This is a genomic window from Novipirellula aureliae (assembly GCF_007860185.1).
Taxonomy (GTDB): domain Bacteria; phylum Planctomycetota; class Planctomycetia; order Pirellulales; family Pirellulaceae; genus Novipirellula_A; species Novipirellula_A aureliae.
Genome location: NZ_SJPY01000001.1, coordinates 663,435 through 689,558, shown reverse-complemented (window position 1 = coordinate 689,558; position 26,124 = coordinate 663,435). Strand labels below are relative to the sequence as shown.

At 53.0% G+C, this 26,124-nt stretch carries 20 protein-coding genes; 8 read left to right on the top strand and 12 right to left on the bottom strand.

The window, feature by feature from the left end:
- Nucleotides 1–122: 122 nt before the first annotated feature.
- Together secD and yajC are read right to left on the bottom strand one after the other, a co-directional pair.
- Nucleotides 123–3,311 (bottom strand): protein translocase subunit SecD, encoded by a 3,189-nt coding sequence (secD, locus tag Q31b_RS02630; RefSeq protein WP_231617251.1) that lies wholly within the window; start codon nt 3,309–3,311, stop codon nt 123–125.
- A gap of 117 nt (nt 3,312–3,428) precedes the next feature.
- Entirely contained in the window at nt 3,429–3,797 is a 369-nt protein-coding gene (gene yajC / locus Q31b_RS02625; RefSeq protein ID WP_197170784.1) for a preprotein translocase subunit YajC, read from the bottom strand.
- A 664-nt stretch (nt 3,798–4,461) separates the two neighbouring features.
- Here yajC and Q31b_RS02620 point away from each other — a divergent pair.
- Together Q31b_RS02620 and Q31b_RS02615 are read left to right on the top strand one after the other, a co-directional pair.
- Nucleotides 4,462–6,102: a peptide MFS transporter gene (locus Q31b_RS02620; protein WP_197170782.1), complete on the top strand. Its 1,641-nt coding sequence runs from the start codon at nt 4,462–4,464 to the stop codon at nt 6,100–6,102.
- Between the two features lie 30 nt (nt 6,103–6,132).
- Nucleotides 6,133–7,803, top strand: a complete 1,671-nt coding sequence (locus Q31b_RS02615) for an AAA family ATPase (RefSeq protein ID WP_146598090.1) — start codon at nt 6,133–6,135, stop codon at nt 7,801–7,803.
- On the opposite strand, the gene Q31b_RS02610 is transcribed toward Q31b_RS02615, so the two are convergent.
- The 5 genes from Q31b_RS02610 to Q31b_RS02590 form a co-directional block, all read right to left on the bottom strand.
- Entirely contained in the window at nt 7,790–9,862 is a 2,073-nt protein-coding gene (locus Q31b_RS02610) for a M13 family metallopeptidase (protein ID WP_146598089.1), read from the bottom strand. The genes Q31b_RS02615 and Q31b_RS02610 overlap by 14 nt on opposite strands.
- A 272-nt stretch (nt 9,863–10,134) precedes the next feature.
- Entirely contained in the window at nt 10,135–10,587 is a 453-nt protein-coding gene (locus tag Q31b_RS02605; protein ID WP_146598088.1) for a hypothetical protein, read from the bottom strand.
- Between the two features lie 9 nt (nt 10,588–10,596).
- Nucleotides 10,597–12,381, bottom strand: a complete 1,785-nt coding sequence (locus tag Q31b_RS02600) for an ExeA family protein (protein WP_197170780.1) — start codon at nt 12,379–12,381, stop codon at nt 10,597–10,599.
- Between the two features lie 179 nt (nt 12,382–12,560).
- The gene (locus Q31b_RS02595; RefSeq protein ID WP_146598086.1) at nt 12,561–12,914 is read right to left on the bottom strand and encodes a hypothetical protein; all 354 of its coding nucleotides are present in this window, start codon (nt 12,912–12,914) and stop codon (nt 12,561–12,563) included.
- Nucleotides 12,915–13,023: 109 nt separating this feature from the next.
- Nucleotides 13,024–15,006, bottom strand: coding sequence for an AAA domain-containing protein (locus Q31b_RS02590; protein ID WP_146598085.1), 1,983 nt, complete (start codon nt 15,004–15,006; stop codon nt 13,024–13,026).
- 74 nt (nt 15,007–15,080) lie between these two features.
- Here Q31b_RS02590 and Q31b_RS02585 point away from each other — a divergent pair, with 74 nt between their 5' ends.
- The 4 genes from Q31b_RS02585 to hisA all read left to right on the top strand — a co-directional run bounded on the left by Q31b_RS02585 (nt 15,081) and on the right by hisA (nt 18,344).
- On the top strand, nt 15,081–15,356 hold the full coding sequence (locus Q31b_RS02585) for a DUF1294 domain-containing protein (protein ID WP_146598084.1): 276 nt from the start codon (nt 15,081–15,083) through the stop codon (nt 15,354–15,356).
- A gap of 143 nt (nt 15,357–15,499) precedes the next feature.
- On the top strand, nt 15,500–16,117 hold the full coding sequence (locus Q31b_RS02580; protein ID WP_146598083.1) for a peptidylprolyl isomerase: 618 nt from the start codon (nt 15,500–15,502) through the stop codon (nt 16,115–16,117).
- A gap of 66 nt (nt 16,118–16,183) precedes the next feature.
- Nucleotides 16,184–17,428 (top strand): Glu/Leu/Phe/Val family dehydrogenase, encoded by a 1,245-nt coding sequence (locus tag Q31b_RS02575; protein WP_146598082.1) that lies wholly within the window; start codon nt 16,184–16,186, stop codon nt 17,426–17,428.
- A 187-nt stretch (nt 17,429–17,615) separates the two neighbouring features.
- Nucleotides 17,616–18,344, top strand: a complete 729-nt coding sequence (gene hisA, locus Q31b_RS02570; RefSeq protein WP_146598081.1) for a 1-(5-phosphoribosyl)-5-[(5-phosphoribosylamino)methylideneamino]imidazole-4-carboxamide isomerase — start codon at nt 17,616–17,618, stop codon at nt 18,342–18,344.
- Here the strand turns inward: hisA and Q31b_RS02565 are convergent.
- From Q31b_RS02565 to Q31b_RS02545, 5 genes are all read right to left on the bottom strand, one after another.
- A complete protein-coding gene (locus tag Q31b_RS02565; RefSeq protein ID WP_146598080.1) occupies nt 18,301–18,696 on the bottom strand; it encodes a hypothetical protein in 396 nt (131 codons plus the stop codon). The two genes, hisA and Q31b_RS02565, sit on opposite strands and share 44 nt — an antisense overlap.
- Before the next feature lie 21 nt (nt 18,697–18,717).
- Entirely contained in the window at nt 18,718–19,368 is a 651-nt protein-coding gene (locus Q31b_RS02560) for a toprim domain-containing protein (protein WP_146598079.1), read from the bottom strand.
- Between the two features lie 112 nt (nt 19,369–19,480).
- Complete coding sequence (locus Q31b_RS02555) at nt 19,481–21,034, bottom strand: multiheme c-type cytochrome (RefSeq protein ID WP_146598078.1); 1,554 nt, start codon at nt 21,032–21,034, stop codon at nt 19,481–19,483.
- 69 nt (nt 21,035–21,103) lie between these two features.
- Nucleotides 21,104–22,384, bottom strand: a complete 1,281-nt coding sequence (locus tag Q31b_RS02550; RefSeq protein WP_146598077.1) for a DUF1573 domain-containing protein — start codon at nt 22,382–22,384, stop codon at nt 21,104–21,106.
- Nucleotides 22,385–22,456: 72 nt separating this feature from the next.
- On the bottom strand, nt 22,457–24,307 hold the full coding sequence (locus Q31b_RS02545) for an AAA family ATPase (RefSeq protein ID WP_146598076.1): 1,851 nt from the start codon (nt 24,305–24,307) through the stop codon (nt 22,457–22,459).
- A 237-nt stretch (nt 24,308–24,544) separates the two neighbouring features.
- Between Q31b_RS02545 and Q31b_RS02540 the strand changes: the two genes are divergently transcribed.
- Nucleotides 24,545–25,033: an IS4/Tn5 family transposase DNA-binding protein gene (locus Q31b_RS02540; RefSeq protein WP_146598075.1), complete on the top strand. Its 489-nt coding sequence runs from the start codon at nt 24,545–24,547 to the stop codon at nt 25,031–25,033.
- A 711-nt stretch (nt 25,034–25,744) separates the two neighbouring features.
- Nucleotides 25,745–26,095: a hypothetical protein gene (locus Q31b_RS02535; RefSeq protein ID WP_146598074.1), complete on the top strand. Its 351-nt coding sequence runs from the start codon at nt 25,745–25,747 to the stop codon at nt 26,093–26,095.
- Nucleotides 26,096–26,124: the final 29 nt, after the last annotated feature.

The following is a 26,124-nucleotide window of genomic DNA, read 5'->3' as shown; positions in this document are numbered from 1 at the left end:
CGAGCATTCCGGATTCGTATTCGTCCCGCTCTTGAATGTCGGCGGCAAAGACGAACCGCTAATGCACGCTCATCAAACCATTCGAAGCAGATCACCGATGCTTGACTAGCCCGGGTTATTCACTAGGCCGCCTTGGGTTGCTCTCTTCGCTGAATCAGCCATAGCAGAACAGGACTTGCGACGAAGACCGAACTGTATGTCCCTACCAAGACGCCGACCACGAGCGAGAATGCGAATGCGTGAATACCCTCGCCGCCAAGCACGTAAAGCAGGACCACCACCAACAACGTTGTCAACGACGTTAGCAGGGTTCGGCTCAGCGTTTGATTGATACTGCTGTTGACCATCTCGCTCGTCAAATGGGGGGCCTTGCCCTTCGTTTCGCGAATCCGGTCAAAGACCACAATCGTATCGTTAAGCGAATAGCCGATGATCGTTAAAAGTGCAGCGACAACCGTCAAACTGATCTTGAAGGGGTCAATCAGCAAAAAGCCAAGGGCGTCGGACAACCAGTAACTAATTGCAATCGCACCAAGCGTGATGAGCACGTCGTGCAAAAGAGCTGCAACCGCCGCGAGTCCGTACATGACGCGTTGGAATCGGAACCAAATGTATCCGATGATGCACAACAAGCTACCGAACAAGGCACCGAACGCTCGCCCGATCATGTCACCGGCAACTTGGCCACCAACGCTACTGCTGCTGATCCAAACCGGGTCGTTTCCGAGTGTCTTTTTGACTTGGTCTAGCACGGCCTCCGCTTGCTCAAAGGCCAACGGCAACCTGATTTTCCAATTGCTAAAGCCCAATGACGATTCTGGATTCCAATCTTCAACGCCATCACCCATTGGGGTCAGTTCAATGGCACGAGCATTGAGAGGCACACCGACCGTTTCAGCTGCCTCCGTTAGCGATTCAATGAGTGCAGCAGCATTCGCCTTCGCCCCAACCTCTTCACCGGTAATACCCAGTTCGATCATTGAAGTACTGAAGACGATTTCGCCAGCGGACAATTCACCGGGACCAGAATCACCTTCCGTATCCGTTTCTTCTGCAGCCGTTTCCACAATCTCTTCTGCAGTCGTTTCTGGCAATGCTTGAGGTCGCATAACCGCCAGCATGGTGCCATTGCGATCCGAGCCACGGTTACGATAGAAAAGGGACGTTTCATTCGGGTCGGTAGCGGTAATGTTGATCGTGTAGGTCACCAAGTTGACGGACGGCTCCTCAGCGAATGCTTTGGAAATGGCGGCCTTGAGCTGCTCGACCTTTTCGAACGATGAATCCACCTTGTAGACAGTTTGGTCCGTGACATCATCCATGCTGACACCGTTGACGGTGTATTGGATTGGCTTGTCATCAGCACCAATCATCGTCTTACTAACGATATCACGGACGGTGTCGGTTTCGGTTGGTTTGTCGAGTCGGAATTGCACCGACGAACCGCCAGCGAAATCGATATCGAACATGGTTTTGCCGCGAGCAAAAATCGATGCGGCACCGACAATCATCAGTAGACTCGAAATCGCCAAGGCCAGTTTTCGTTTGCCCATAAAATCGAGGTCCGCACCCGAGGTGAGCATTGAACGAAGCGAGTTGACGCCGTCCGACATGCTTAGCGTCAAGATTCCGCGACGTTCGGCAACGTCAAAGAAGGTTCGTGACATGTAGATCGCGGTGAACATCGAATAGACGATACCGAGAATCAACGTCACGGCAAATCCGCGAATTTGGTCGGTCCCGATCGCATACAAAACGATGGCCGTAATCAAGGTGGTCAAGTTCGCATCGACGATCGTCACGGTTGCTTTGGAGAAACCGTTGCGAATCGCCATTCGGGCGGCGGCCCCCTTTTTCAGTTCCTCGCGTATTCGTTCAAAAATCAACACATTCGCATCGACCGACATACCGACGGTCAAAACCAGACCCGCTAATCCCGGCAGCGTCAGCGGTTGGTTGATCAGTACCATGGTCGCCAAAATCATTGCCAAGTTCAGCATCAAGGCGATACAGGCGACGAGACCCGCGAAGCGGTAATAGAATAGGATAAAGATCAGCACAATGATCAGTGACGAGCCAATCGCAAAGACCCCTTTGTGGATCGTATCGGCACCGAGCGTTGCATCGATTTGATTTTCGGCGATCGGTTGAGGTGTCAGGGCGGCGGGCAATTGACCTGCCTTCAAAATCTGCACCAATTGGTCGACTTCTTCCCGTGTAAAGTTGCCGGTAATGCGGCCCTCTTTGCGAATCGGTTGCAAAATGTTCGGAGCGGATAACAGCGTATCATCGAGCACGATCCCAAGTTGGCGTTGTCGCGTTCCCTTCGGAGCGTTGTTGGTCGTCAACGCAAAGAATTTTCCGCTGCCTGCATCGGTTAAATTGAATGCGACCGCGGGAGCACCATTTTGGTCAAAGGTACTCGCAGCAAACGCCAAATCTTCGCCTTTGACATCCAAAAGCGGGTCGATAATCATCAACGTCTCAATGCTCTTGAGACCTTGACTTTGGTACCACCGAACAATTTTCGATTCGCCACCTTCGCCACGAACGCTCATCGGCAAATCGATCAATTGCCCCGTGCTGGGGTTGCGAACAATCGCGTCGCCCACGTTCACTCGTAACGGACGAATTCCGTCTGTTTCTTCGACTTCCTGGTCCACACGCACCCACACTCCGACAACGTCACCATTGACGTCTTGGACGAAGGGGCGAGTTCGATCGCTTTGGAAATCGCTTTCGGACTGCTCGATCGCCAAGTCGATAATGCGTTGATGGTCGGCACGATTGGCCAGAATCGCGAACCGCAAAATCCCCGCTGTATCGATCACCTGCTTGATGCGGTCGACTTCACGTTGGTCGACTTCGGGAACAATGATCTCAATTTGGCTCTCACCGTAGGGGCGAATCACAATTTCTTGTGTGCCGCTGGGGTTGATACGCCGTGACAGTGGCTCGATCAAGTCTTCGGAGATAATCTTTTGACGCTGGCCGGTTTGGTCGTTTGATCCGATATTTTTGCTTTGATCGATTTCGTAAACCAAAATCGTACCGCCGCGAAGGTCGACCCCGAGTCCAGGCAACTTGTTAAGCAGTACCGCTGCACTGGCAATGATTGCTAGCAGAACCAAACCGAAACGGGTGCCATAGGTCGGCATCTTGGCCTTTTTTGCCAAAAAACCCCCGATCACAAATGGCAGGACGATGACGGCGACCGCGACCGCCAATGCACCATATTGTTCCCAGGAAATACCTTTGGTGACACTCGATGCCACCTCGCGAGTTTGTGCGACAAGCAACATTGGATTCATCGTGTTAAATAGATTTGGAAGGTAAGAAAGAAAGGAGCAATCCATCAGATCGTTTCTGCGAGTGTCGGGGTGATATTATGTCTTCGCCTTAGAATCCGCTTCCTTGCGGTCAGATTCCTAGGTCTCTTTATTGGGATTGACGATCGTCGAGATCGCCGAACGGTTCATTTTCAGACGGGTATTGCCACTTTCGTCGCATTTTATGGTCACCACATCACTGTCAGCCGTCACCGAAACCACCGTCCCGTGGATCCCGCCAACAGTAACAATACGGTCATTTTTCTTTAGTGAAGCCAGTAATTTCGCTTCTTCCGCCTTGCGCCGTCGTTCGGGAGCCAATAGCAGGGTGTAGAACAAAAAGATGACGACAACGATCGGCAACAACGGGTTGGCAAACAGCTGCTCGACAAATGTCGGCTCGCGGGACACCGCATCGGCAGCGGGCGCAGCAGTAGCATCCTGAGCCAACAAAGTGGATAAAATCAAGCCAATCTGGCCAAAAGTCTCGGTTGTATGGAAAAACACGTTAGCAAACAATCCGTTTCTCTCGCAGTATTGCGAATTGCGAATAAATAGCAGACAACAAGTGGGGCATGATATGGAAGCTAAAAAAACGTCACAAGCCCAGCACGGTAGGTTCAAGCGGGTTAAACCCATTTATTGCCAGGAATTTCGCGGTTGACTGCCGCCTCGAGACCTCCCAGCCCCCATTTATGGCCCCTCGACACGAAAAGAGTATCTGCTAGCAACGCAGGCTGAGCCCCGTCGCGGTAGTGACGCTGACCCGGTATCCACCGCTTTGTCATCCCCAACTTTGTCCAAATTAGAAACTAGGGTCAGGCCGGACGGCTCGCGGGCTGTCGATTCAATCGGTTTGACACGATTTATTGTATAACGCTAAGCCATAGGCGACCGCTTATGGAAAAGCTGGCGCCTTCGGCTAAGCGTTAAACGATTAAATCAACAGCCCGCTCGCGCCATTCCGCTACAAGTTTTAGCGGCAGGGCGCGAGCCCTCCGGTCCCTCGAACCCTAAAATGAAAGATTGATAAAGCACTAGGGGTGCGGAGCAAGCACCTTTCCGCTTAGAATTGGTCGCTTCAGCCATTTTTTAATAAGTTTCATTGTCGGGCGGATATTCACAGGAGCGAATGAATCGTATGCGTGGTAACCAAGACAATTCTCCCAGTGGTGGGAACGGTGACGGCAATTCAGCCGAAAATCTATCGGGAATAAGTCCGTACACGCCGACAGAGTTGGAACACGACCAACCGCCCATGCCCGAATCACTACTCACCGACGAAGCGGGGGGGAAATCGCCTGGCCAACCCGCTGGGCTGTGGATTTTGTTCATCACCGAGATGTGGGAACGATTTAGTTATTACGGGATGCGGGCACTCTTGGTGCTCTACCTGATCGCATCGACAAGCTCGATGGTGGAAAACAGCAGCGGCGAAATCGTCCCGAACATCAACCCGGGGTTCGGATGGAGCGAAGCGAGCGCGGCGATTCTGTACGCCATCTACACCTGGGCGGTCTATCTGACGCCCATTTTCGGCGGCTGGATGGCGGATAAGTTTCTAGGCACGCATCGATCCATGTTGATCGGCGGCTGGATTATCGCTCTCGGACACATCACGTTGGCGGGCACCGAGCTCTTCGGTATCACCGCGGGTGAAGCCGTCACGCTGCAAACGGGCCCTGGGGCACTTCTGATTTTCTTAACCGGCCTAGCTCTCATTGTGATCGGGACCGGTTTTTTCAAACCGTGCGTGAGCGTGATGGTGGGCCAATTGTATGGCCCCCACGACGACGCTCGGCGGGACGCCGGGTTCACATTCTTTTACATGGGAATCAATCTTGGTGCATTCCTGTCACCGCTTATCGCTGGAACGCTTGGCCAAAAAGTCGGCTGGCACTGGGGTTTTGGGTCCGCGGCGGTCGGGATGATCCTGGGATTGCTTTTCTATCAATTCTTTCGTCCCAAATATCTAGCCGGTATCGGCCTTTCTCCAAAGCAGGTTGTCGATGATCTCGCGAGTGGCAAAACGCAACTTACCGAGCACGAAAAAACCGAACTCAATCGCCCACTCAATGCCATCGATTGGCAGCGGTTAATGGTGATTCTGATCTTAGCCTTTGTCGGGAATATCTTCTTCTGGGCCGCGTTCGAACAAGCCGGCAGTTCACTCAACGTGTTTGCCGAAAAGCAAACCAATCGAGTCCTCTTTGGCTATGAGTTCCCATCCACCTGGTATCAATCCGTCAATGCGCTGACGATCGTTATTTTTGCACCACTGTTTTCGATGCTCTGGGTCTGGCTCGGGAAACGCAATGCGAATCCCTCGACACCCCTAAAGTTCGCCATCTCACTCTGGTTGCTCGGCTTGGCCTTCATCGCCATGGTGCTTGGTGCGATCGATGCGAATACCAATGGTCTGGCATCGCCACATTGGCTTTTGGTGACCTACGTCGTATGCACTTGGGCCGAGCTCTGTTTGTCGCCAGTCGGTTTGTCGATGATTACGAAGTTGGCTCCGCTACGATTGCAATCGTTGATGATGGGTGCTTGGTTCTTCTCGTTCTCGCTAGCGAATCTGGCAGGTGGACTGTTGGCAGCATTGTCGACCAAATTCAAGCCCGGCGAAAATGGGGAACCAGCCGATTTGTCGTTTATCCTTGACGGACTTCCCGGATTCTTCTTGCTGCTGGTTATCTTGCCCACTTCCGCCGGTTTTATCCTGCTCGTCTTAACGCCGATGCTTAAACGCATGATGCACGGGGTGAAATAGGGGGGCCGCGGCAGGAGGCTGCAAATTCGCATGAACAGTCCTGAGAATACCCGCCTGATTGGAATGCTCCGCCGCGTACTTCGCGATTGTGGCAAACTCTATCAGCACTGCGGGAAATGGATGGTTCGCCGCTATCCGAGTTTGATTCAAGGCGATCCCAATCGCTTTGTCGAATTGATGGACGATCTTCATCGCGGACTATTGATCAAAGTTTACGTGACGATCGTCCGTGCCGATGACCGCTGGAGCGCCGCTGAAAAACGAGTCGCCGCAGAGATGATCGACTACTTGTGGGGGCAAAAGATGCACGGCCCCCATCTCCGCGAAGCAGCTGAATCACTGTTCGAACAAGCCGACAAGTTGTCTTGGGAATCTCTGGTCGCACCCTTCGTCCGCTACGCTCCGTTGGCCGATAGCAAGGTGCAAGTCGAGACGATCGTGATGCGATTAGCCAATCTTGTGGCCAAATGTGACGGCCAAACGATGCCAGAAGAATCGGTTGTCCTACACACGTTGCAACGATCGATCGACATGGCGCTCCATCCCGCCGACCCCGCTTCGATCCTGGCGCCGCTCGGACATGCATCGTCCGAAGGACCTTCCAAAACGGCCTACCAAAACGCTCAGCAGCAAGCGACGGCAACGGATGGCTCGACGCCCGAAGCCGAAAGTCAAGAGACACGCGAAAAACAATTGCAAGCGGCACTCAAAGAATTGGAATCGCTGATCGGACTAAGAGAAGTCAAGGATCGGATCCGCAGCTACGCGAACTTTCTAAAGTTGCAACAACAGCGGCGTGATACCGGATTGTCGACGATGCCAATCAGTTTACATATGACTTTTGTCGGCAATCCGGGAACGGGCAAAACAACGGTCGCTCGGATCGTCGGGCAAATTCTTGGTGGGCTCGGGACACTCAGCCGCGGACATGTGATCGAAACCGATCGCAGCGGTTTGGTCGCCGAGTACGCAGGACAGACAGCCCCCAAGACCAACAAACTATGCGATTCGGCGAAAGGAGGCGTCCTGTTTATCGACGAAGCCTATAGCCTGGTCGACTCATCGGGCGACGACGCTTACGGACGCGAAGCGATTCAAACGCTACTCAAACGAATGGAAGACGACCGCGAATCCATGGCGGTTATCCTGGCTGGGTACAGTGACGAAATGGCGATGATGATTCGCAGTAACCCCGGCTTGTCGTCACGGATCAATACGCGTATCCATTTTGAAGATTACGCCGCGCCAGAACTGGCGAAGATTTTCGAGTCACTTTGCAAACAAAACCAGTATCGATTGCCGAGTGAGGCCAGACATCGATTGTTGGTCGGTTTGCAAGCTCTCTACGAAAAACGAGATCGTCATTTCGGCAATGGGCGAACGGTACGCAACGCTTTTGAAGACACCGTTCGCTGTCTCGCCGACCGGATTGCCAATCAGCCGGAGTTGACCGAATCGTTGTTGACGACGTTACTGGCAAACGACATTCGCTTGCCAGGAATCAGCCCGCAAAAACTCACCGATCTGGTCCGCCGCCCGCATGTCCTGCGAATCGTTTGCAGCGGATGCGAGCGGCGAGTTCGGATGATGCCTGAGTCGCTGGGACGGCGAGTTCGCTGTAAACAATGTGAACACATCCAGCTTGCCGATTGGGCCGAAGTGGAGTGGATCGACGAAACGCCCTCGACTACCAAATCCTAACGCGTTCTTCGGGTGCTAAGTAAAGTGGATCGCTCGGTTTGATTTCGAAGGCATCGTACCAAGCGTCCATGTTTCGCACGATCCCGTTGACCCGGCATTCGCTCGGGCTATGGGGGTCGGTCACCAATCGCTTGAGTAGCTCTTGCGGGCGATACAGTCGTCGCCAAATCTGCGACCATCCCAAGAAGAATCGTTGATCGCCGGTCAAACCATCGATCACAGAAGCTTCCTTTCCATGAAGCGACAGTTGGTACGCTTCATAGGCGACATTCAATCCGCCTAGATCGCCGATATTTTCCCCCAGCGTAAAATCTCCGTTCACGAAGTTGCCTTCGACGGGCTCGAACTCGCTGTACTGGTCCGCCAAAATCGCCGCACGCCGTTCGAATTCGTTGCGATCGTTTGGAGTCCACCAAGAACGCAGGTTCCCTTTCCCATCATACTTGCTGCCTTTGTCGTCGAAGCCGTGACTTAGTTCGTGTCCGATCACCGCCCCGATCGCTCCATAATTGACCGCGTCATCGGCCGCCATGTTGAAGAACGGTGGTTGCAAGATAGCAGCAGGGAAAACGATTTCGTTCATCGTTGGATTGTAGTAGGCGTTGATCGTCTGCGGCGTCATGTGCCACTCGTTGCGGTCGATCGGCCCGCCGAGTTTATCGAGGTCTCGCTGGTACTCGAAATTCGCCGATGCGATCAGGTTTGCTGCTAAATTTCGACGGTCAATTTGCAGCTTCGAATAGTCTTTCCACTCGTCGGGATAGCCGATTTTTGTTGTGAATTGGCTCAGTTTGATGAGGGCTTGTTTCTTGGTTCCTTCGCCCATCCAATCGCGTGATTCGATTCGTTTCGCAAAGGCTTGCTTTAGATTGTCAACCAATTCGTTCATCCGCTTCTTCGCCTGCGGAGTGAAGTGGCGTTCGACGTAGACTTGGCCGACCAATTCACCAAGTACGCTGCTGGTCGTATTGACACCCCGCTTCCACATCGGTTCCTGTTCGGTTATTCCGCTGACGGCCGTGCTGTGGAAGTCAAAGCTGCGTTTCTCCAACGCTTCGGTTAGTGACGAGGCGTACGTATCCATGAGGTGGAAACTCAAATACGATTTCCAATCCGCAATATTCGTCTCCTCGAACAGGGTTGCGAATGCGTCGACGTAGCTCGGTTGACGGATAACAAACTTGTCTTGCCCCGATAATCCAGCAGATTTTGCATATGTGTTCCAGTCAAACGCGCCGAACTTCTTGGCGAGTTCATCGGACGTGACAGCGTTGTACGTTTTTTCGGGATCGCGGTTTTCGGTTTTTGTCCAATGAGCTTCTGCGATTTGCCGTTCAATTTCAAACACCCCTGCAACCGCTTTTCCGTCAACGGTCACCTTGCCTACTTCGATGCGGCCGAGCATATCCGCGATATATCGCTTCAGCTTTTCACGCAGCTCCACATAGCGAGCGTCGTCTTCGATGTAGTAGTCACGGTCGGGAAGCGTCAAGCCGGCCTGGGTAATGTAGACGGTGTATTGATCGCTGGCTTTCGCATCGACACCCACATACGAAGCGAACGGGCCGTAGACTCCGTTGCGAGCGAGAAGCCCAAGCACGTCGGCAAGATCTTCCTTGGAACGGACCGCATCAATCTTTGCCAACAGATCTTCCACAGGCTCAATGCCCGCTTGGTTTCGAGCTTCGAGATTGGTCAGGCTACGATACAAATCGCCAACCTTTTGCGCAGCGCTGCCGGGTTGGTTCGAACGACTGGCTGCCTCTTCAATCAATTCACGGACTTGTTCTTGGGTTTGATCGTTTAGAATCGTAAAGATCCCATAGTCCGCCTTATCGCCGGGGATCTCTGTCAACTCGAGCCATTTTTCATTCGCATACTCATAGAAATTTTCACCAGGCCCGACTTCGTCGCTGAACAACGACTTATCGATTCCCGATGTTTTGGTCTCGTCCACGGCTTCGGCAAACGCCGGGTTTATTGTCACAAGGCCCATTGTGACTGCAAAACTGGGCAGCGAAACGGCAATCAAGGAAAGAGACATAGCGAAAGATCGCATGGGTCATAAGCTCCTAAGCTCGTTGGTAGGTTGTTTTTTGCGTAGATTCATGCACAACGATTTGCGATTCTACGATTTGCGAGTCTACGATTTGCGGGTCTACGAGTGACCGCACCGGTACTCGTCGGTATTGTACGTCGCAACCGTGAAACCGTTAACAGCCCTCATGGGCGGGGGGGTCGAGCAACGATAGAACCATCGGCAACAAGCGAGAGCGGCTTGCTTTTTGATGCGGCTGGGGCTTCGAGCGTCCGCCGAGACAGGTGAATCGGCTAAGCCGCGACACCTGAGATGGGTGAACTTGCAAGATGGATTGGCGTCGTCCAGGAGGGCAACGACGCCTTTTCGTTGGCAATGCCAATGACGAAAACCGTGGGCGTTTGAGCCTGAGTTCTGTCGATTGCTAACATCGATGTCGGTCGCGCAATGCTGGCGGTCAAGACGACTTCCGCCGCTGGCATGGCTTGCCCTTTTCGATTCACTTGCCGATTGATTTGACGAATCTGCCAATCGCTGAATTTGTTGACAAGCGTTTGCCACAAACCACCAAGCGGTCGAAGCGTATCGAATCGCACGCTTTGGCCAGTTTGCGAAGTGATCGCTTCTGCCAATTCCTTGTAAAAATCAGCACGCAGCGATATCCACGGCGGTAAAACCAATACCGGCGTGGTTAGTTCATCGCGACCAAGCCGGATCAGCTCGTTAGATAATCGTCTTAGTGGCATCGTAATCCGCTAGCCCTCGGTTCCCGTTCGCATTCGATTGAGCATAGCGCGAACGTCAATCGACCGACCAACATCCTGCTTATCTTCTGATGCGACAGCAACCTCAGCCGACAAATCGAGATCCTCTTCGATAATCAATAGATCACTGTCATCACCAATCTGAATGTCACCACGACGCTCGCTGCGAACCGCTAGCTGAGGCGTTTCCGCTTCTGCTTCCAATCCGTCTTCTTGGTCACTCTCGTAACGAGATTCGATATCCGCGTTGCTGTGAATGTGCAACGCGACAACAGCAGGCTTCGCACCCTTCTCTTCTTGCTCGCCACTGCATTCGCAATCCTGACAGTCCTGTGCACAAGGCACGTCGTCCGTTTGCAACATTTCCTCTGCCTGTTCGACTTGCTGAACCTGCTCAAGCCGCTCCACTTGCTCGGTCATCTCGTTAGTATAGAGCTCGGCGGCGAGTGGCGAATCCGAAATGCCAACGATTTGTTGATCCAACAGGCTATCGAACTCACGATTGCCTGCTGACCCTTCGCACACCAACTCTTCGACTTCTTCGACTTCTTCGACTTCTTCGACTTTTTCGACTTTTTCGACTTTTTCGACTTTTTCGACTTTTTCGACTTTTTCGACTTTTTCGACTTTTTCGACTTTTTCCGACGAAGGCTCTTTCGTTAAAACCGTCTTCGCTCCAATGGAAACCTCTTCCTCTTCTTCGAAATCACCAAACAGAGCTTGCGTGTCAAGGACTCTCACCGGTTCGGGGTCTTGATAATCGGGTTCGCACTCTTGTTCCACCAAATCCGCTGCTGCCTTTTCGGCTTCGACTTCATCGGTAAGTTCTTCTTCGAGAGTTAGCTCGTACGATTGCTCGAATTTGCAACCGTCTTCGGACTCATCGAGTTCACCAAATTCAATGGAGCTCGATTCGTCATCAAGGCAGCCTGATCCTTTGATCTTTGGTGGTTCGATCATCGGGCTTGGTAGCTGCTGAAGTTGCGCCCAGGCGCGACCGATCGTCGCATCGGTAATCAACGATTCATCCGACTCCTCAGCAATGTCGATCGCCTCGGTCATGATTTGATTGATGAGACGGGGCACGCCTAGACAAGCATGATGGACGGATGAAATCGCTTCGCTTGAGATTGTCGACGCTGCATCCGCTCCGCAGTTCTCGATCGTTCTCGTAATGTACTGACGAGTCTCGTCACCATTCATGGGATGTAGATAACAACGCGCCGCGATTCGCTGAGTGAATCCCTCAAGTGCGGGTGAGGTTAACGTCTCATCAAGCTTTGGACCGCCGACGACCACCGCAAACACCCGCGGCTCACCCCGGCGATGAATGTTGGTAGACATACGGATCGACTCAAGGACCTCGGCGGACAATGCTTGAGCTTCATCGACAATAATCAATAAACCATCGTTTTTCGCATTGCTGCCCGAAACGCGGTCGACCAAAGCCAACTGCAGCTCGGATTCATCGAGGCTACGATAATCACTACCAAGGTGATGAAGCAGCGAGCGTTGATAGGCGGCACTACTTGGAATAGGAGTCTCCCCCAAGACGACGACGTCGTGAGTTTCCGAGTAGTGTTTCACGAGCAAGGAACAGAGCAGCGATTTGCCGGTTCCGGGAGGCCCTACGACGAGGGAAACACCTTCGCGAGCATCAACGCTCCGGCAGACTCGCGTCATTGCTTCGGCGATCGAGCCAAGCTCGACGTAACGGCTAGTGCTTGGAAATGCTGGGAAAGGTGGGGTGACGTGTCGTTGTTCCGAAGCATGCATTGCTTGAGAGCCTCTTCGTGTTTGTCTGACTGCGACGGACCAACCAGATGGCACCGTACAATCATTACCATCGGCACAATCATGCATAATCCTAAAAGATTCTCAGCGATTTGTTCCTGATGCGGCGATCACTGCATATCGCTAGGCTTCCACAACCCCAAATTTTGAACCGTCCAGGGCTAACCCCAAAACTTCCACCATGGACGAGGCGGGGGCGGCGGTGTGGCTCGGATCGACATCACGCCGATTTCATCATTTTCATTGGATCGCACGGGTGCCATCTTCAACATTCGCGCGTCGGACAGCTCCGTCAATATCGCCATCGCTTGTTCGCTACGCTGGACATGCAATTTGCAATGAAATTGCTTTGTCGCTGCCAGCATCGCTGAAACCGCCTGACGAACATTCGTCGATTTCCCAAAATCGGTGATGACAAACGTGTCAAGGCCTCGTTTCTCACCCGCTATATTCGCAAAATTAAAGCGGTTTGAATTGTCATCATGCACGTCCCAACCATGATATTCTTCTTTCATTTCGAAAGCCCTTTCATCGTTGTGAATAATCCCCACCCTGTATGGTAGTGGTTGTTTACCCCCAACGCTAGGCTTTGCCCGAAAACCGACCCCCGAAAACCTATCAATGTTAGGGACAATCGTAGGACCACACCGATCGGTACGCTTGTTGAGATTCAAAGTAGTCCAACATGGCTGCGTAAAACGGATGGCCGCCCAGGGTTGAGCTATCGCCAACCATGACCATCTTTCGTTTCGCCCGAGTCATCGCCACATTGGTTCGCCGCGTATCGGCCAAGAAGCCGATCTCGCCTCGGTCGTTGCTGCGTACCATCGTCAACAGCACCACTTCTTTTTCTCTTCCTTGAAATCCGTCGACCGTGTCAATTTCTATTTCCGGCAGCTCCAATCGTGATCGCAGCAGACGAACTTGAGCCGCATAGGGGGCGATCACTGCAATTTGGGACGCGTCGACTCCCGAGTCCAGCAATTCGCGAACGAGTTTTACGATCAAGTTCGCTTCCTTCGGATTCATTTTACTTTGACCATCCGGCTCGAGTTGCTCGTCAAACTCCGCACCGGCGGTATCGATGAACTCGATCGGCTCGCTCGTCAACGGGGTTTCTGCTACCGCCGCGATATCGCAAAGACGATGCGACTTGACCGAGGCGTCCGCGATGAGCGATCCATCGTAAAACGTTTGCGAAGAGAAGTTCATGATCGTTTCGTTCATGCGGTACTGGACCACCAGACGTCGAAAGACGTTTTCGCCTTCGCGTTCTATCAGGTGCTGCATCAGCGAATCACGCATCCCATCTGCGGCTGCCTGGTCACTTAGTACGGTCGGCGGCAGTTGGAAATGGTCCCCCGCAAACAAGATACGGTCGGCACGCAGCACGGCTTGCCAAATACTCGGCTGGGTACATTGACACGCTTCGTCAACGACCACCAAATCAAACTGGCGTGATCCGAACAGATCGTCATCGATGGTCGTTGTCGTGCAAACGACATCCGCGGAATCGAGAACTCCTTGAATGATCGACCGCTCAAACGAACGGATTTGTCCTCGAAGTTGCCCCGCTTCGGCATAAAGTTGGCCACGGTTTCGATAGCCATCCTTGCCCCGTGGTTTCCGGGATGCTTCCCGCATCAATTGCTCGAGTTCGCGGCGCATTTCGCGAATCACATCGGTTGCGGGATCGGCATCGACCAATTCATCAAGCGTGTGACCGCGAAGCGACTCGAACACTCGTGCTGGATGCCCCACCCGCAGCACATTTGGCATGATCGCCACGAGTTTTTCGAGCAGATTGTCGACCGCCGTGTTACTCGGTGCACACGCCAAGACTCGATCCCCGCGAGCGACCGCTTGATAGATCACTTCGGCCAAGGTGGTCGTTTTTCCTGTTCCTGGCGGACCATGTAAAATCGCCGTATCTTTCGCTGACAAAGCAAACCGCACGGCATCTTGTTGAGGGGGGTTGAGCTCGCTCAGAAAGCTGATCGGTTTCGCTGGATGGGTCTCGGAATTTGCCGATTCGAACCGTAGCGGGCGAAAACCCAAGAGGGCATCACGCAGTTGACCGGTTCGCTTGTTGGCCGTTTCGGCTTTACTCATGGCCGCCAATTGTCGCCGACGGGTCGTCTCATCGGGTGATAGATCGATGCGGAATTGGTCGCCGCTCGGCCATTGTTCGGTCGCCACTTGAAGATGGTTGTGCTTGCGGCGACTGACGACCCCTGGTACACCTTCGTCCGCCGGGTCATCCCAGTCCGAAATGACAACAGGCGCACCGACTTTGAGCCGATTCATGGGCAGCGTTTGGCCGCCTGGTTTGGAAAAATCCAACAGCAGTCGCCCAGCTAAGCCGGTGTGGTGATCCGACAAACGCATCGCCACCAACGTTTCGCCAGTGCCTTCCACGTCGCGTCGGTCACGAATTTGTCGCCGCACGGCCATGCGGGCTCTTTCGGCTTCGCCTTCGAGCCCCAACCAATGCGATAACATTGAAAAGTAATCTTGGACACTGTAAATCGACGTAGCGGTGCCGCTCGATTCGGCAACAGGATGGATGCCATCACCGAAACGATTTTGGCGTGAACGACGCGGCATGAAGTCAATCCAGAGTAGAAATTCGCGAGTAGAAACGAAGGAACCATCGTGATTAGAGGGTACAAGCAATCGCTATGTTAGTCTTAATTGCCATTTGGACACTAGTCGCTAGCGTCGTTGCTGGCATTTTGTATGCCGTTGACAAACGAGCAGCAAGACGAGATTCGCGCCGAGTGTCGGAAAAAACGCTACTGCTTTGGTCGTTGGCCGGAGGGTGGCCAGGAGCTTGGTTGGTGGGACAGCGTATTCGCCACAAGACTCAAAAACGGTCGTTCCGCCTACAATTTGCCTTTTGTGTGGTTGTCAATGTCACGATCACTGCAATCATGGTGGCAAGGGACCTGTTGTAGTCGCCCTGCCTGTTGTAGTCGCCCTGCCTGTTGTAGTCGCCCTGCGCAGAGCGAAAGCTGACTCTTTACAAACATGCCCTCCATCCGTTAGAGCATGTGCACGGATAACATCACTTCCAAACAAACTCATTAAGGACAAATCAATGACGCTTCGACTGTCTATTATCGTTGGCCTTGCCGCTTGCTTCATCGGCTTGGGATCGGCACACGGCAATGCCCAAGAACCGGTGTTGGTCCAATTGGACACTTCCGAAGGAATGATCACATTGGAACTCAATGCCGAAGAAGCGCCGAAAACTGTCGCAAATTTCTTGGAATATGTCAAAAACGGGTTCTACGAAAACACGGTCTTTCACCGAGTGATTGATGGCTTCATGATCCAAGGTGGCGGGTTTGACAAAGAGATGAAAAAGAAGGACACCTTGGCCCCGATACGAAATGAAGCTGGCAATGGATTGAAAAACGACAAGTATACGATCGCGATGGCGAGATTGCCTGACCCGCATAGCGCGACGAGTCAATTCTTTATCAATACGGCCGACAACGCGCCGCTCAACCGTGCAACGTCTGGCGACGGGTTTGGCTATACGGTTTTCGGCAAAGTGATCGAGGGTAAGGAAGTGGTCGATCGAATCGGCAAAACGCCAACGCGGCCCGTTCGTGATCCATCGATTCCAGGCGGTTTGATGCAAGACGTCCCCGTCAATCCGATCGTTATCCGAAAAGCAAAAGTAGTCGTCAAAGCTAACGCTGGACAGTAGCCCACCAGGTTTAGACCAGCCCACCAGGTCCAGACCCCTCTTTTTCAAGTTCAGTGAGTTGTCTTAATGCGAGCCTTTGAAGCGACCCAAATATTTTTTGATGAAGCGGCAGAGCGACTGAAGATCGATCCTGCGATGCGGGAAGCGTTACTGATGCCCGACCGAGAAATCCAGGTCCAAGTTTCAATCGAAATGGACGATGGAAAGTTGGCGAACTTTATTGGGTTTCGAGTGCAACACGACAATGCGCGAGGTCCGATGAAGGGGGGGCTGCGGTTTCATCCTCAAGTCGATCTTGACGAGGTTCGAGCGTTAGCGTGTTTGATGACTTGGAAAACCGCCGTGGTCAATCTGCCGTATGGGGGGGCAAAAGGTGGCATAGGAGTCGATCCGAGCCGCTTGTCCCAACCAGAACTCCAACGCCTGACACGTTCCCTGGCCGATGCCATTCATGATGTCGTCGGCCCCGATACCGATATCCCAGCCCCTGATATGGGGACCGATTTTCAAATCATGTCGTGGTTCCGTAACCAATGGGAGAAGTACCATGGCTTCAACCCTGCCGTCATTACCGGGAAACCGGTCGAAGAGTATGGAGCACGCGGACGTGAAGAGGCGACCGGACGCGGCGTCGGAACGTTGACTTTGAAATTGACTCGTCGACTTGGACTCAAACCAGATAAAGCAAAAACGGCCATTCAAGGATTCGGAAACGTTGGCACTCATGCCGCCAAGTTTCTCAATGAAGCAGAGTTTCCGATCATCGCCGTTAGCGATATCACCGGCACCTACTACAAGTCGACCGGGTTAAATATCCCCGAGATCATGCGGCACAAGATGAAGCATCCCAAGGGCTTGCTCGAAGGCTACAACGAATGCGAGGTTTTGCCAGTGGATGCACTGTTGACCCTACCAGACGCAGCGGTCTTGATCCCCGCGGCGGTCGGAGGCATTATTACCGAGGAAAACGTTGATGAAATCCATGCCAAGGTGATCGTCGAAGCTGCGAATGGTCCCATCGTTCCTGCCGCCGACAAGATTCTCAATCAACGAGAGGTCCATATCTTGCCCGATATTTTGGCGAACGCTGGCGGGGTGACGGTCAGCTATTTCGAATGGGTCCAAAATCGACAACACTATCGATGGTCGCTTGACCGCGTCCGTCAGGAATTAGACCATACGATGAACGAAGCGTTTGAGACGGTTTGGGAAACATCGAACCAGCACGAGGTTTCGCTCCGAACGGCTGCCTATATGATCGGTATCGCCCGAGTGCACCGGGCTACCGAACTCGCGGGGCTAACAGGTTAGCCAGACATGGCAAATACGGAAATTACTCCACGAATTAGGCCCAAGGCCGACACGACACCGGATAGGACACCCTCCGGGCTGAGACCTTCAAAGATGGCATCGCGATATCCGCTACTCACGCCGTGCGGCTAATGAAACCATCGTCTCTTCAAAATCCAAACCTACAAACATACCAAGGAGTCCCCTTTTGGAAATCTGGCCTGCAATCGATCTTCGCTTTGGCAAACCGGTACGGTTACGACAAGGCGACTATGATCGACAAACGACATTCGGCGACGATCCAGTCGAGTTTGCTCAGCGCTGGAAAAACGCTGGTGCACGACGCTTGCACCTCGTCGATTTGGATGCTGCCCGTGGTGACGATCCCACCCTAAATCGTGAAGCGGTGAAACGAATCGTTGCCGCAACCAACCTGCAATGCGAACTGGGCGGGGGCGTTCGAGATGAAGCGTCAATCGAATCGCTGCTCGCTCTCGGAATCGATCGGCTCGTCGTGGGTTCGGCTGCACTGAAGCAACCCGATTGGTTCGCAAAAATGTGTGATACGTATCCTGGCCGCTTGGCGGCTGGGATCGACGCCCGCGGCGGAATGGTCGCTACCGATGGATGGCTGGAAACGAGTACGACGCCCGCAGTCGATTTGGCCAAGGACCTACGAAACCGTACCGATAAAATCGCAGCGATCATCTACACCGACATTGCTCGAGATGGCATGATGAGCGGCCCCAATTTCGAAGGCCTGATTGAGATGGCAGCGGCAACCGATATCCCGCTTGTCGCCAGTGGCGGTGTGACGACGATCGACGATGTTCGCAAGTTGGTCCAAATTGAAATGCCCGCTGCGATCGTCGGACGCTCCATTTACGATGGCGTCATGCAGCTCGAAGAAGTCCTCGACGCCGCCGGCGATCGCTAGTAGCGGCGTCTCGCCGAGACGCCAAATCCACACAGTACAGTAGCGGCGTCTCGCCGAGACGCCAAATGCACACAGCACAGTAGCGGCGTCTCTCCGACACGCCAAATCCACACAGTACAGCAGCCGCGTCTCGCCGAGACGCCAAATCCACACAGCACAGTAGCGGCGTCTCTCCGACACGCCAAATCCACACAGCACAGTAGCCGCGTCTCTCCGACACGCCAAATCCACACAGCACAGTAGCGGCGTCTCGCCGAGACGCCAAATCCACACAGCACAGTAGCGGCGTCTCGCCGAGACGCCAAATCCACACAGTACAGTAGCGGCGTCTCTCCGAGACGCCATGTTCCATTCGCGTCTCGGAGAGACGCGGCTACTGACAAAACAGGTTAATCGCTGACTCGGCATCGGACGTGTCGAGCGGGGTTGCGGAACGTGTTTCGGGGGCGATACATGTTCGCGTCAGCAACGATTGATTCAAACTTGCCAAACCACGAAAACGATTCACCTTCAACCCCTCGATCCTTTGCGATTCGAGATGCTCACGCAACTTTCGGTAGTGTTCCTCGCCAAAAGCGAACAAGGAATCGCTGTAAGCATTCGCGGTGATCTCGAACATCGGTGCACGGACGATCGAGACACGGCCCGATTCGAGCAGCGGGCGCATGAAGCGATGCAAAAACATCATCATCAGCGCTCCACAATGGATCCCGTCCGCATCGGGATCGAACAACAAAATCACGTTGTCATAACGAATCGATTGCAAATGAAAATACTCACCCATACCACTACCTACCGCTTCGGCAAACGCCGAAAACCATTCGTTGTTAGCAACCGCGCGCGGTGACGCCTTGATGGCGTTGAGCGGCTTACCTTGCATCGGTAGCACCGCTTGAAAGCGAGGGTCGCGAGCCCGGGCGACCGATAACGATGCGGAGTCACCTTCGACAACAAACAACTCGGCTCCCGTCCCCACGCCGTGAACTTGGCAATCATGCAATTTGATCGGCGTCGAACGAAACATAGCAGCGACAGCTGGCTTTTTCCAAAAAGGGGTCTGACCCTTTGGAGGAGATTGGTTTTGTCAATCGTTTCCGGCTTGCCTAGAGAGGGTCAGACCCCTTTTCAGACAAAGCCTAATCCATTCCGTAATGTTCGACTTCAGGCCAATAGACATCCTCGAACGCATCTTGCTCATGGAAATCAGGACTGTTGTCCAAGTCATGGCATTCCATGCACTTTGCTCGAGCGTCGTCGAAAGTCAAACGCATAGCATCCCGCAGATCGATGCGTTTCGGCTCACTGACATTCGAGCCGGCCTCTTCGGCTGCCGCGTGGGCGGCTCCGGGCCCGTGGCAATTCTCACAGCCGCTGGCAGTCAAATGCGGGGTAGCCTCAAGCGACAGGTATCCCGATTCATACGGATAAAAGCCTTGCGGGTTCCATCCGGTGACATGACAACTAATGCACTCGGGATCAAAATGGCGAGGCACGTCACCTCGTTCGCCAGGGTGAATGAGCGATTCGGTCGCATGGGAATGCGGCGTTCCTTCCCAGATTTCATACGCGCTGGTGTGGCATTTCCCACACGCTTCGCTACCGATATAACTCTTCCCCGAGGGCGTTGGAATTGGACGCAGCCCCAGTGCTTCCAAACCTAAATCGCGAAGCTGCAACTGATAATCAGACATCAATTTACGCATCTCTTTCGAATCCTCGATTTCATGCGTCATCGCAACGCGACTATACTTCGCGGGTGCGTCTTTGTACAAACCGATCATTCCAACATACATCGCCTTGTCGCCAGTAACGATCATCTTCGTTTCGCTGTTATCAATCGATTGCATCTGATAAGTCGGTTCGCCAAAACCACCGGCAACGACGACGACGTCAAACCCAGGGACTTCGCGGACAAGTTTTTCCGCCGCTTTTTCAGTACCGAAAAAGGTCAGAACTTTGTAATCAGGTGATTTCGCATCGATCGATTCGAGTGCTTTTTTTGTAGCAGCTACGGGCGGTTCGAGTACGATCTCGTCACCGAGGGGTGAATCGAGCGTTGCCGGATCGAGCACACTCGTCATGCCCACCTTCATCCCGCCGCGGTCCATGATCTTGAACTGTGGCATTAGGCTGGGGTCCAGCAGAACCACGTTTGCCGAAACGTAGAGCGCTTCCTCCGGCGATTCGCTCGCCGCGACCGAAATCAACTCGCCAACACCAAGCCGGACATCATCGGTACCAAAGCCGACCGATTCGTATTGCATCTTGCGAAGAGCTTCTGCGGTCCGTTGGAATTTTATCTCCGCTTGACGACCGAATCGACGAACTTGATTCCCTGCGTCAATTGGAATCACCTCCCAACCACGGTCCCGTATTTGATTGAGAAACGTAAAACGTCTCGCGACGCCCCCTTTTTGGTTATCGAGACCGGTGCACCCGCACGGCTCTAAGTATCCGTGTTGATTCCCCGTCACCATCAGCGTCAAATCGGGCCTCTTCCAATCGGTGTAGTCCTCAGGGCCCTTTGCAGAGCCATTATCAATAGCGATCGGTTTGGACGGCTGTTGGCCGCGAGCGATATCGAGCCCACTTTCAACCGCTAAAAACACCATTAAAACGGCAACAAGACAGGCTCCTCGAGCAACAAGCCGAAGCCCTGCAGCGGAAGGGGTGTGTGGTGGAAACATCATCTTTGCTTTTTCCTCAGTTGCTCATGCGGATGGGCCAGCCGTAAACAAGCTGACACGCAATCGATGGGCTTATTTGGGTTCCAACGAGAACCGCAAGCCGATTGTCAACCTGTCACCGCCTTCTCGTTCCGAGACCACCCTCACTTTTCCATAATCATCCTTGTTGCGTCCCAAACGCTTGATTGGCTCGGGGCCAGGGATCAACTCAAACTCCAGTGGATAAAGCGTCATCGCTCCTCGCCGAAGCGGTTCACTTAGAGTAGCTTTAACAACGTCTTCGGGCACAACGGCCCCGATACTTAACTTTTCCTCGTCACGATTCTCACCCTTTAACACAACGAACACCTTCGCCTTAAACGGCCCATCAGCCCCAACTTGCCCAAAGTCATAGATAAAGTTACCTAACTCCGTTTCTTCCAATCGCGGGTTGGGGATCATACCAATGGAACCGACCACTTTTCCCGTGATCACGGCCGAGAATTGCATCTTCTCGTTTTCGCTGCTCGATGCGGCCTCGTTGACTTCAACGTTCGCATTTTCAGCAACCAATTCCCCGTGATTTGGCTGAGTAAACTTGAAGATCAGGTTTTGCGATACCGGACCTTGACGCATACCAGGTTTGAGATCGATCGAAACACGGAACCCTTGCACCGCTTTGGCGTTCGGTCCATCGGCATCGGATGGCTCGAATGGCTCGATCGTCACATCGGAAAATTTGTTCAGTTCCTCCGAACTAAAAGTGGCCTCGATATTTTCGATCGGAGGCGACATGTAGTTATAAATTTTGGCGGTCAACTGCGTTCCTTCACTCGAGGCAATCTCGCCAAAGGTCAGCGTGTCGGGGACCATCTCCATCTGGTAAACGACACGTCCAGCCACCTTCAAGTCGATCGCATAATTATCGGGGTCGTTGGTCAAGATTTGGGCCGACTGAGAAAACGCTTTTTCGTTTGTTTTTACGTTCCACTCAAGCAAAACATCGGTTTCTTCACCCGGCTTGAGTCGATCCGTTTTCAGAGTCCCGAGGGTGCATTTGCATGTGGTCGCCCCGAGTCGCAGCGTCAAATCCCCGTCGCCAACATTCTTGATCACGAAGCGATGCTCGCCTTTTTCGTTGGGTGACATCGCGCCGAAGTCGTAGGTATCGCCGTCGGGTAATTCGACTTTGGGGTTCTCTGCTTGCGTGAACGAGGCTAAATGTTCAGCATAATCCTCGCCTTTGATCTCGCCCTGATAGACCATTTCGCCCATGTAAGCGGTTCGATGCCCGAACCGAGAGTAGTTGATGCTCCATCCGACCACTCCGCCAACCGCCGCCGCCAAAACCAATACTAATAAAAAGCGAATCACGTCTCAGCCCAAAAGTGTCGTAAGATAAAAACACGGAAACTGGCATCAGTACGATCGAGCGAACGAATCGGTTCACGACAATTTTGGGGCCGGCTCGCCAGACTCTGGTGGAATTTTCTCTTTCGCAGCCGTCTCACCCGGTTTGGGCATTTCCATAACGGGGTCTCCCCAATCGGCTGCGAATTTTTCTTTGCACGACTCGCATTTGACTGTGGTGCCGAGTAATTGATCGTCAATCACCGATGGTTTTTCGCAATGACTGCACCGAACTCGCACCGATCCTTTGTCAGCCGCCAAGAGTATCAAATGCTGTTGAGTGACTTCCGCCACTTCAATGTCGTCCGCTTTTAGGGTCGTCAAGTCGTCACGAGTCACCTCCGTCATCGCCGCCAACCGGTTGGCCAACCGCCGCACACTTCGCTCAAAACTGTTTCGACTCGTCCGCCCATTTCCAAAGTGCCGATCCCGATTGACGTAAAGATAAGTAAAACCTCGGAGCAACCGACGACGTGATTCGGTCGGCAGCGAGTATTTCGATTTCTTTGCAATCAGTTCAAAGATTCGGCATAAGTCTTCGGGGGAATAGTCATCAAAGTGCATCGTCGTGCCGACGCGAGAGCTGAGGCCGGGATTGCTGCGAATCATCGTTCGCATTTCAACGGGGTACCCAGCTAGAATGACGATCAGCCGATCACGTTGATCCTCCATTCGCTTCAGCAACGTCTGCACCGCTTCGCGTCCGTATTGATCTTGCCCATTTTCATCGATCAAGGTGTAGGCTTCATCGATAAACAGAACTCCGTCGAGCGCTTCGTCGATCTTCGCGTTGGTTTTTGGCCCCGTTTGCCCGGCGTACTCGGCTACCAAACCGCTACGATCGGTTTCGACCAAATGCCCTTTTTCAAGAATCCCAAGCGACCCGTAAATCTCGGCAATGATCCGGGCGACCGTTGTCTTGCCGGTACCAGGGTTCCCGACAAAGGCCATATGCAGACTTGGGCGGCTTGTCGGCAAGCCTTCCTTTTGCCGCCAAGTTTCCATCTTTAGAAAATTAGTCAACGTTTGAATCTGGTCTTTGATCGCCTCGAGACCGATAAGTTGATCGAGTTTTCCGCGTGCTTCGGCGAGCCGCTGCTCGGGTGTCCGCTCGTCGACCGGTTCTGCGGCCACTTTCGATTGGTTCGCACCAGACTCTTTTGCTGCTGCAGATGAATAACCTTTGCCTGGACCTGCACTTGTGGTCACCGTCGGTTTTTCGGCTGCAGTGACCGATGCTCCTTCGCGAAGTCGTTTCGCTTCCGCTCGCAACCAATCGATTGCATCGCGAGCGTTGTCGCTATCCACTTGGCTGTTGTGCTCGGGAACCGAATCGCCACGGAGCTCTTTCATTTGCTTTCGCATCGCTTCCAAATTTGCATTGTCCGCTGCACTGGTATCACCATCGATTGCGACTAGCAAATTGGCCATTCGCATGACCAGCGTTTCGAGTTCACCCCAGCGGTCGCGGATGGCGGCGACTTCGACAAAGGGCCGAACCAAATCACGCCACTGAAAATCCTTCGATGCCGAAATCAACCAATCGACCGCTTCATGTAGTTGACTCCCTAAGACCGATTTTCCCCACAGATGTTGTAGGAGGACACGTCCGAGTTGCCGTTGTTCCATCGTCCGGCTGCTCGCATCGGGGACGGCTGCCGCAAAGACTTTCATCAAGAGTCCCTGATGCAAATCGTCCATTTGATCCGCGATCGATTGGGGATCCGAATCTTCGCCCGCTTTTCTACCAGCTCCCTCGTTACTGGCCCAGCCATAGCTTTGGCGAATCACATTGCCGCTACCGACATACAACGCCTTGGTTTCCTCAAGCGTTTCACGGTACAGCCGAATCGATTCGATAATTTGATCGTCAGGAAGATCAGACATATTACTACAAAGACACATTCGAGAAGGGGGATGAACGAGCGTCTTATCATACCGCAAGAAGACCTCCCCGGCGACGGCTCGTTGTACCACACAACACCTGCGTTTTGCATGCATTGGCAGGTTGATTTTTTATGCGTCTCCACTGGACTTTTTGCTGGACACCGCGAATGATCGTCAATTGAGGATCCGCGTTGGTGCAGCGGTTCACGGAATAATTTCTTCCACGGAGGTGTTTTGATGTCAACGGTTGCCGATCTTTCGAGGGAACTCAGTGACTGTCAGTTCGGGGACGAACGGCTCACGAAACGAATCAAGAAGATGGCCGATGTCCTCAGCCACAGTCCCAATATGAGCATTCCTGCAGCCTTGAAAAGTAAGGCTGAGATTGAGGGCTGCTATCGCTTTTTCAACAACGACAACGTCACTCCTGAAAAGATCCTTCAGCCTCACATCGAGGCAACGCATCAACGAATCAATCAAGTCGACTATGTCTTGCTGGTCCAGGACACTACCGAGATCGACTTGACGCGGCCAGAACAACAAGTCGATGGAGCAGGGCCAATGGACTGCGAAAGTCGCCGTGGAGCTTTCTATCACCCGATGATTGCCTTCGATGTCGCAGGAGTTGCCTTAGGAATCGTGGGGCAAAAAAAGTTGGACACGAGACGCGATCAGCAAAGAATCCAAGTCGGAGAAAAACAAAAAGCGAAAACAAGTTCCCATTGAAGAAAAAGAAAGTGTTCGTTGGCTTGAAGGAGTCCACTGTACCGAGCGTACCGCCTTAGCTTGTCCCGAGACTACTTGCGTGTGCGTTGGTGATAGCGAATCGGACATTTACGATGTCTTTTCCGCAGTCGCCCAAAGCGAAGTTCCCAATGTGCATTTACTGATTCGGGCAGGTCAAAATCGAAACACATCCGAGCAGCAAGACTGGTGCGAACAAGTTCGCCAAACGCCGAAAATTGCCGATCAAACGTGCAATGTTCGAGCACGCAGAGCGAAGATGCAGATTGCTAAATCAAAGCGAACTCGTTCACGCATCGCGCGCGTTGCAGAACTAGCCCGGATTATTCATTAGCCGTTTTGGCGATAGCGGGCTGTCGATCGACCAAAGAACGAACCCGGGACGCAAACGTTTGGGTTGGAATCCAGAGATCCTACGACCTGTCCAACGCATGGAACGCTTTTGGGCCAGGTGCAAAAAATTTTCAAGCGGTTAGCTTATGTGGTACAACGAGCCGGCGACGGCGGCTTCCGTTCCGCGTGAACCAAATCAGAATCGTCGCGGTGTGTTGACGTGGGTACGACACCAACTGACGACCTGTGACTTTTTGTGTTTTCTTGCGTTTTTTGTGGCCAACCGTTTTCGCTAGCGACTCTCCATCCGACAATTGCCACAAAGAGCGCAAAGAGACGCAAAAAGGAACGCCACACGAAATGTCCACATTCCACGCATCCGATGCAACGGTTCTGACGCTAATCCAGTCGGAACCCGATATTGACACCTTCGTCAACGATCGGTCGGCTACAACCGCCGATATCCCATTCAATGTCCGCCGCAAGATTGTTCACTGCATTGCGGATTTGCTCGATACGAGAATATCGCGATCCGCGGAGAAATATGAAGGCTTTGATCTAATGGTCGATTCGATCAGCAAGTGGTTGGTTGTGGGAACCGCACTTTGGCATCCGATGTTCTTGTGTCGCGAATACATTTTAGCCGTCACCCAAGCGATCGCTGGTGCAAACGCTGAGAACAGCTTCATCCGCGGCACCAAGCTCAATTAACGAATCACCTCTTACTGGCCGATCTCGCA